Here is a 7,959-nt window from a genome sequence, read left to right on the forward strand (position 1 = left end):
GGGCTGGGCCGCGGGCGTGGCACCGGGCCGTCCTCCAACCGGCGGACCAGGGCGCGGGCCTCCTGCACGGACGCCTCGATGCGCTTGGACGCGCGTTCGCAGGAGCCGAGCACCAGCGCCGCCTCCTCGGTCACGCCCTTGGCGCGGTCGAGCCCGTCGGACAGCTTGGCGGACGCCTCCGTCGCGGCGGCGACCAGCCGCTGGACCGAGGCTTCCGTCTCGTCGATGGTCTTGGAGAAGGTGCCGATCAGCGCGCCGATCTCGGCCTGGCTGGAGCGCATCACCTTCAGCCGCTTGTTGACGATCACCAGGAACACCGTGGCGGTGACCAGCATGACCGCCAGAACGGCGTCAATGAGGAATGAGACCATCGATCAGCTCCTGCTTGGTCTCCAGGTCGGTGTCGATCTTGACGGAGATGTTGCCGTTGCGCTGGCCCATGTGGCCGGCGAAGAGGGGGGTGGTCTTGCTTTGCAGCACCACCGGCGCGTCGGGGTCGATGCGCAGCTTCAGCGAGGTGCCCTTTTCCCAGTTCAGAACCTCGCCCAGCGACACCTGGGTCTGCTGCAGCACGGCGACGAGGTCCAGCTTGGCCCGCATCAGCTCGGCCTTCAGGTGGCTTTCCCACACCGTGTCGTGGCCGAACTTCTCGCCCATGAAGGTCTGCACCAGCTTGCCGCGCACCGGCTCCAGCGTGGCGTAGGGGATGACCACCTCGGCATGGCCGACGCGGCGCTCCACCTCCACCGCGATGCGCACGCGGATGACCGCATTGGTGGCGCGGGTGATGGTGGCGAATTGCGGGTTCGTCTCCAGCCGGTCGAAGGTGAAGTCGATCGGCGTGATCGGGTCGAAGGACTGGCTGAGGTCCTGGAGGATGACCTTGATGAGCCGCTCGGTGATCTTGCGCTCGATGGAGGTGTAGGTGCGTCCGTCGATGCGCCGGGCGCGGCTGCGCCGCCCGCCCAGAAGCACGTCCATCATGCAATAGATCAGCGCGCTGTCCACCGACACGACGATGTGGTTGTCCCACTGCTCCGCCCGCGCGACGCCGACCAGGGCCGGAAGCTCGATGGTGTCGAGGAATTCGTTGTAGCGCAGCCAGTCGATGCGCAGCAGGCTGGCCTCCACGCTGGTGGACGAGAACTGGCGCAGCGAGGTGTTCAGCAGCCGGACCATGCGGTCGAAGACCACGTCCAGCATCGGCAGCCGGTCCTTGTTGACCGTCGTCGTGCTGATCAGCCGTTCGATGGCGCGGGTCTGTCCGGCGGATTCCGTCTGCGGCCCGACGGCGAAGTTCAGCAGGCGGTCGATCTCCTCCTGGCTCAGCTCCTTGGTGTCGGCCATCAGGGCGGCGGCCTCGGACTCTCCGGCGCCGGCGTCCAGGCCCCAGTCGAGATCGTCCCCGCCGCCGCTTTCATCGCCGCTGCCGTCGTTGTCGATGGGAGTGCTCATCCGTTCCTCTGGGTCGGCTATTGCGTGAGAAGGCTGCGCAGCAGGACGTCGGACACCGTGTCGGGGCCGAGGATCAGGTTGAAGCGGCGGCGCAACTCCCCGCGCAGCCGCAGCAGACCGGCGGAACCGCGCAGGTCGTGCTGGTCGATGTTGCGCAGGAACTCCTGCTGGGCGTTGACGAGATGGGGCATCGCCTGCTCCACCCGCCCGCGGTCCTTGGGCGCCAGGGCCAGCGTCACCCCGATCTTCATGAAGCGCGACGGCGTGTCGGGGCGCAGGTTGACCATCAGTTCCGGCATGTCCAGCGTCGCCTGGGCCGGTTCGGCGACGGGCGTGCCTTCGAACAGCCGCGCCACCCCGTCCGGTCCCACGGCCATCCAGTAGCCGCCGAACCCCGCCGCGGCGACGCCGCACAGGGCCGCCGCCGCCAGCGCCAGCCGGGCCAGCGGCAGCACGATGACGTACATCCGCTGCCGGCCCGGCGTACCCGTCCTTGCCTTTCCAGCATCTGTATTCATCGCGACCGGCACCTCCAAGATACCGAAAATTTGAGATATTGTTTTAAACGATCAAGTTTTAGCGACTTCCTTCCGGTTCATCTTCGCAGCTTTTACTCCGCTTAAAAGTCGTCCCGGTAGGTTGTGAAGGCTCACGGGGTGAACATTACGGTCCCCGCTTTTCGGAAACTTTAAAGGTGCGGGTGTCGTGACGGGACTGATCGACAATCTGCGGACGCTTGGGCGCACGCGCCTTCTGGTGCTGGCCGGCACGGGTGTCGGCATCGTCCTGGCGGTCGCCACCATGGCGGTTCTGCTGTCGCGGCCGCACATGACGCCGCTCTACACCGGGCTGGAGCCGGCGGAGGCCGGGCGCATCGTCAAGGCGGTGGAGGCCATGGGCGTGCCCGTGTCCGCCGCCTTCGACGGCACCGCCGTCCAGGTGCCGGAGGCCGAGGTGCCGCGGCTGCGCATGCTGCTGGCCGAAAAGGGCCTGCCGTCGCGCGGCGGCATCGGCTATGAGCTGTTCGACACGGACAAGCCGCTGGGCATCACCAGCTTCATGCAGCGGATGAACCGGCTGCGCGCCATGGAAGGCGAGCTGGCCCGCACCATCGAGACGCTGTCCGGAATCGAGGCGGCGCGCGTCCACATCGTGCTTCCCGACCGCGAGGAGTTCTCGCGCAACGCCCCGACGCCCACCGCCTCCATCGTGGTGCGCATGCGCGGGCGTTCGCCGCTGGAGCGGCAGCAGGCGCTGTCGATCCGCCACCTCGTCTCCGCCGCCGTGCCCAACCTGAAGCCGAGCGCCGTCACCGTGCTCGACGCCTCCGGCGAGGTGCTGCTGACCGAGGAGGACGGCGACGCCCGGTCGTCGGCGAAGGTGGACGGGCTGCGCGCCGGCCACGAGGCGCGCATCGCCCGCGCCATCGAACAGATGCTGGTGGCCCGGCTGGGGCAGGGAAATGTTCGCGTTCAGGTTGCTGTCGATGTCGAAACCAAGCGCGAGGTCGTGCGCAGCCAGAGCTTCGACCCGAACAGCCAGGTCGTCCGCTCCACCCAGACGGTGCAGGAGCAGGACCGCAGCCTGGACAGCACGGGCGAGCCGCCGGTCACCGCCGAACAGAACCTGCCGCAGCGCGAGGTCCGCGCCCAGGCCCAGAACAACCGCTCCTCCACCGACTCCAAACGCCAGGAGGAGACGGTCAATTACGAGATTTCCAACATCGCCCGCGAAACCGTGATCGAGCCGGGCGACATCCGCCGCGTCAGCGTCGCCGTTCTGGTCAACGGCACCTGGACGACGGCGCAGGACGGCGCCCGCAGCTACGCGGCCCGCTCGCCCGAGGAGTTGCAGCGCATCACCGAGCTGGTGCGCTCCGCCATGGGCTTCAGCGAGGCGCGCGGCGACCGGGTGACGGTGGACAACCTGGAGTTCGTCAACCTCGCCCCCGAACTGGGCGCCCGCGAGCCGATGGCCGAGATCGTCGAGACGCTCAGCCGCAACGTGATGACGCTGATCCAGTGGGTGATCCTGCTGGTGCTCTGCGGGCTGCTGATCGTTCTGGGGCTGCGCCCGCTGATCCGCCGCGTCTTCCCGGCGCCGGAGCCGGCGGCTGCGGAGGCCGCCGCCCCGGCGCTGGCCGCGGGGGCCGCCATGCCGCAGCTCACCGGCCCCGGCGTCGCTGGAGATCCGGCGATGCAGGCGGCCCAGCTCACCGATGGCGGCGAGCCGGTGGCCGCCGCGCTGCCGGGCATCGAGGAGACGATGGACCAGCTCATCGAGCTGCGCACGGTGGAAGGCCGGGTGCGCGCCTCCTCCATCCGGCGGCTGGGCGACATCGTGGAACAGTATCCGGATGAGGCGGTCGATATCCTCCGCTCCTGGCTCTACGAGGAGGCGGTCTGATGGGGTATCCGCGCTACCGCTTCGACCTGCGCTTCGACAGCACCGCCCAGGCAGGGATGGCGGCGGCGGCGGAAGCGGCGGCCGAGTTCGGTGCCGCTCCCGAACCGGAACCCGCCGACCCGCTCGACGCCATCGTCCATTCCGAACGCCACCTCCAGGCCGCCGTCTACGGCGCCGAGGTCCGCGCCTTCGCCGAGGGGGTGGAGCAGGGCCGGCGCGAGGGCGCGGCGGAGGCCGCGGCCCGCACCGACGCCGCGCTGGCGCAGGCCCTGTCCCACCTGGACGAACGGCTCGTCGCCCTGGACGAACGCTTCGCCGACGCCCTGCGCGGGGTGGAGGCGCAGGGATCGGCGGTGATGGTGGCGCTCGCCCCCCGCCTCGCCCCGGCCCTGCTGGAGCGGATCGGGGCGGCGGAGACCGAACGGCTTGCCGCGGACGCCCTGCGGCTGGCCGGCGGGTCGCCGCGGCTGCGGCTGCGCGTCCATCCCGATCTGGCCGACCCGGTCCGCGCCCGGCTGGCCGATCCGGAAACGGCGGGCTTCAAAGGCTCGCTGGAGGTGGCCGCCGACCCGGTCCTGCCGCCCGGCGGGATCGACGCCGCCTGGGAAGCCGGGGGGCTGCGCTACGACCCCGCGGCGGTGGAGCGCGCCGTCGCCGGCCTGTGCGACCGCGCCCTGGCCGCCCTGTCCACCGAACATGACCTCTTCACCGACACGGAAAGCACCGCATCATGGCCCCACTGAACCTCGATGTCCTGGAAGACGACGCCAAGCCCGCCGAGAAGCCCGCCGAGAAGGACGCCGCCGGCATCCCCGCCGCGGCACCGGCTGGCGGGTCGATGAACGCCATCTACAACGTCCCGGTGGACGTGCAGGTCGTGCTGGGCCGCACCAGCATGCTGGTGGCGCAGCTTCTGAAGCTCGGCCGCGGCGCCGTGGTGGAGCTGGAGCGCAAGGTGGACGAGCCGGTGGAGGTCCTGGTGAACCACCGTCTGGTCGCCCGCGGCGAGGTGGTGATCGTCGAGGACCAGCGGCTGGGCGTCACGCTGACCGAGATCGTGCGCACCGATCTGGCCATCGACTGAGCCTTTCCCTGCGCCGCACCCATCAGGTTCCCATCATGATCCGACGCCTGTTCCCGCCTGCCCTTGCCGCCGTGCTCGCCGGACTGCTGCTTCCCGCGGCGGCCTGGGCGCAGGGAAGCGGGCTGGACCTGTCCTCCATTGGCAGCGCGCTCGGCAGCGCCACGGGGGAGAGCGGGTCGCTGTCCGGGCGCGTCATCCAGGGCATCGTCCTGCTGACGGTGCTCAGCGTGGCGCCGGGGCTGCTGGTCATGGCGACCTCCTTCACCCGGATCATCGTCGTGCTGTCGCTGCTGCGCTCCGCGCTCGGGCTTCAGCAGTCGCCGCCGAACATGGTTCTGATCAGCCTCGCCATGTTCCTGACCTTCCACATCATGGGGCCGGTCTTCGACGCGGCGTGGCAGGACGGGCTTCGCCCGATGCTGAACGAGCAGGTGACCCAGGAGCAGGGCCTGGAGCGGATGGTGGAGCCCTTCCGCAACTTCATGGCCTCCCAGGTGCGGGACAAGGACCTCTCCGCCTTCGCCGGCTTCTCCGGCAAGCCGGAAGCGGAGCAGCCGAAGACGGCGGCCACCGCCGACCTGCGCGTGCTGGTTCCCGCCTTCCTGCTGTCGGAGCTGCGCCGCGCCTTCGAGATCGGGTTCCTGATCTTCCTGCCCTTCCTGGTGATCGACATGGTGGTGGCGGCGGTGCTGATGGCGATGGGCATGATGATGCTGCCGCCGGTGATGATCGCGCTGCCCTTCAAAATCATCTTCTTCGTGCTGACCGACGGCTGGTTCCTGATCGCCAACAGCCTGATCCGCTCCTATGGGGGAACCTGACGCGATGACCGAGCCCCGGCTGCTGCCCGCCGTTCCCTCCGCCGGCATGCCGGCGCCGCCCGTCGCGTCCCCCGCCGGGGCCGCGGGCGTCGCCGACAGCGTGACCGCCTTCGCCCGGCGGCGGGGCGTCACGGTGGACGACGAGACGGCCATCGTCACGCTTCTGAACGCGCTCGACCCCAACCCGCTGGTGCCGCACCGCATGGTGCTGGTCGCCGGCAGCGTCCTGGCGAACGCCTTCCGTCACGACCGCCTGCAGGACGGGCGGGACGACCCCGACCAACCTTCCCTGACCGCCGACCGCTTCTTCTGAGGTGCCAGCATGGGCATGCCGATCAAGATCCGAGACAATTTCAAGAGCCTGAGCGGTTCGGAACGGACCGCGGTGATCTTCCTGGCGCTGGGCGAGGAGCGCGGCTCCCGCCTGATGGAGCGGCTGGATGACGACGAGATCCGCATGGTCAGCCGGGCCATGGCGAGCCTGGGCAACGTCACCTCGAACCTCGTGGAGGCGCTTCTGCGCAGCTTCACGGAGCGGTTCGCCAACACCGGCTCCGTCGTCGGCTCCTACGACAGCACGGAGCGCATGCTCTCCCGCTTCCTGCCCGACGACCGCGTGTCGGAGATCATGGGCGAGATCCGCGGCCCGGCGGGCCGCACCATGTGGGAGAAGATGTCCAACGTGAACGAGGGCGTGCTCGCCACCTATCTGGCGGGCGAATACCCGCAGACGGCGGCGGTCATCCTGTCCCGCATGCGCAGCGACCACGCGGCCAAGGTGCTGCCGCTGCTGTCCCCGGCGCTGCGGCTGGAGGTGATCGAGCGGATGATCCAGATCGAGTCCGTGCAGCGCGAGGTGCTGCTGGACATCGAATCCATCCTGCACAACGAGTTCATGGCCAACTACGCCCGCACCCACGGCGCCGACACGCACGAGCGCATGGCCGACATCTTCAACCGCATCGACCGCGACACCATGGCGGAGATCTTCTCCGACCTGGACTCGCTGATGCCGGACTCGACCCACCGCATCCGCCAGCTCATGTTCACCTTCGAGGATCTGCTGCGGCTGGACCGCGTGTCGCTCCAGGCGGTGATCCGGCGCTGCGACACCGGCCAGCTCGCCATCGCGCTGAAGGGGGCCGAGGCGGTGCAGCGCGACCATTTCCTGTCCGTGCTGTCCGAGCGCGCCCGCCTGATCCTTCAGGACGAGATCGAGAACATGGGGCCGGTGCGCATGCGCGACGTCAACGAGGCGCAGGCGGAGATCGTACAGGTCGCCAAAGCCATGGCCGACGACGGAGCCATTGTCCTTCCGCAATCGGACGAAGCGGACGCCGTGGTCTATTGATATGGGTGCAGCGATGCCGGATGCGGTCGCCGAGGTCGGCCATGTGCTGGCGGTGGTGGAGGCGCTGGACCCGCGGGCGGCGCAGGAGCTGCGCGGCGGCCTGCCGCGCTGCGATTCCACCTTCGGCCTGGGGCTGGCCTTCTTCCTGGCGGCGACCGCCAACGGCGCGCGGGCGTGGCTGGGGCCGAACCGGAGCCGGCTTTTGGAGCGGCTCGACGGCGGCGCGCTGCTGGACGACCTGGATCTGGCGCTGGCCCCGCGCCACCGCCGCACCGCCGACGGGCGGGAATGGCGGGTGATGAGCGTTCCGGTGATGGACGGCACGGCGGCGGGCGGCTGCCGCAGCCTGCTCTGCGCCATTTCCGACGGGGCGGACCTTCAGACGGGCAGCGCGCTGGTGTTGCAGATGCGGTTGCCGGCGCTGGGCGCGGTGCAGCTCGTCGCGGCGGGGGAGGGGCGGCGGTTCGACGTGACGCTGCAGACCGGCGGCGGCCTGTCCTCCGCGGCGCTGGCCGACATGCAGGACGGCTTCGCCGGAGCCATGGGCGATGCGGGCCTGACCGGCGACCTGACGGTGGGGCCGCTGGCCGGGGCCTGGCTGGATTTGGAGGAGGAGGATCTCAGCGCGGACTGGTCCGCGTAGGGGGCCCGGCGCGACCACTTCCCCCTCGCCACCCTCACCCTGCCAGCCGCGCCTCCCCCGGCCCGCGCCCGAACCCTTTGTAAGGCAGAACCCGGCATGGCACGGACGCCGCCGGGAGAGGGTCCTCATGTTCGGGCGGGGCCTCGAACTTGTAGCCGCGCCCGTAGACGGTCTCGATGTAGCGGGCGCCGCCGGTGGC

The 7,959-nt window shown here is 70.0% G+C and carries 10 protein-coding genes; 7 read left to right on the forward strand and 3 right to left on the reverse strand.

The features are described 5' to 3' along the window. From QSG27_RS26050 to QSG27_RS26060, 3 genes are all read right to left on the reverse strand, one after another. Nucleotides 1-371 (reverse strand): DUF6468 domain-containing protein (locus QSG27_RS26050; RefSeq protein WP_306711322.1); only part of this gene is annotated, 371 nt, incomplete at its 3' end. Beyond that, nucleotides 352-1,455: a flagellar motor switch protein FliM gene (fliM, locus tag QSG27_RS26055; RefSeq protein WP_306711324.1), complete on the reverse strand. Its 1,104-nt coding sequence runs from the start codon at nt 1,453-1,455 to the stop codon at nt 352-354. The genes fliM and QSG27_RS26050, both read right to left, overlap by 20 nt. A 17-nt stretch (nt 1,456-1,472) precedes the next feature. After that, entirely contained in the window at nt 1,473-1,922 is a 450-nt protein-coding gene (locus tag QSG27_RS26060) for a flagellar basal body-associated FliL family protein (RefSeq protein WP_306711326.1), read from the reverse strand. A 238-nt stretch (nt 1,923-2,160) separates the two neighbouring features. Between QSG27_RS26060 and fliF the strand changes: the two genes are divergently transcribed. From fliF to QSG27_RS26095, 7 genes are read left to right on the forward strand one after another with little or no spacing between them, the layout of a single operon-like run. Further along, the gene (fliF, locus tag QSG27_RS26065; protein ID WP_306711328.1) at nt 2,161-3,861 is read left to right on the forward strand and encodes a flagellar basal-body MS-ring/collar protein FliF; all 1,701 of its coding nucleotides are present in this window, start codon (nt 2,161-2,163) and stop codon (nt 3,859-3,861) included. After that, entirely contained in the window at nt 3,861-4,604 is a 744-nt protein-coding gene (locus QSG27_RS26070; RefSeq protein WP_306711330.1) for a FliH/SctL family protein, read from the forward strand. The genes fliF and QSG27_RS26070 overlap by 1 nt, the downstream gene beginning before the upstream one ends. Next, the gene (gene fliN / locus QSG27_RS26075) at nt 4,592-4,945 is read left to right on the forward strand and encodes a flagellar motor switch protein FliN (RefSeq protein ID WP_306711332.1); all 354 of its coding nucleotides are present in this window, start codon (nt 4,592-4,594) and stop codon (nt 4,943-4,945) included. The genes QSG27_RS26070 and fliN overlap by 13 nt, the downstream gene beginning before the upstream one ends. Before the next feature lie 35 nt (nt 4,946-4,980). Further along, nucleotides 4,981-5,766 carry a flagellar type III secretion system pore protein FliP gene (fliP, locus tag QSG27_RS26080; protein ID WP_306711334.1) on the forward strand — a complete coding sequence of 262 codons (786 nt, stop codon included), beginning with the start codon at nt 4,981-4,983 and terminating at the stop codon, nt 5,764-5,766. 4 nt (nt 5,767-5,770) lie between these two features. After that, entirely contained in the window at nt 5,771-6,079 is a 309-nt protein-coding gene (locus QSG27_RS26085; RefSeq protein WP_306711336.1) for a hypothetical protein, read from the forward strand. Nucleotides 6,080-6,088: 9 nt separating this feature from the next. After that, nucleotides 6,089-7,117 (forward strand): flagellar motor switch protein FliG, encoded by a 1,029-nt coding sequence (locus tag QSG27_RS26090; RefSeq protein ID WP_306711338.1) that lies wholly within the window; start codon nt 6,089-6,091, stop codon nt 7,115-7,117. Nucleotides 7,118-7,130: 13 nt separating this feature from the next. Further along, the gene (locus QSG27_RS26095; RefSeq protein WP_306711340.1) at nt 7,131-7,760 is read left to right on the forward strand and encodes a hypothetical protein; all 630 of its coding nucleotides are present in this window, start codon (nt 7,131-7,133) and stop codon (nt 7,758-7,760) included. Nucleotides 7,761-7,959: the final 199 nt, after the last annotated feature.

The organism is Azospirillum isscasi (assembly GCF_030849505.1).
In the GTDB taxonomy this organism is placed as follows: domain Bacteria; phylum Pseudomonadota; class Alphaproteobacteria; order Azospirillales; family Azospirillaceae; genus Azospirillum; species Azospirillum isscasi.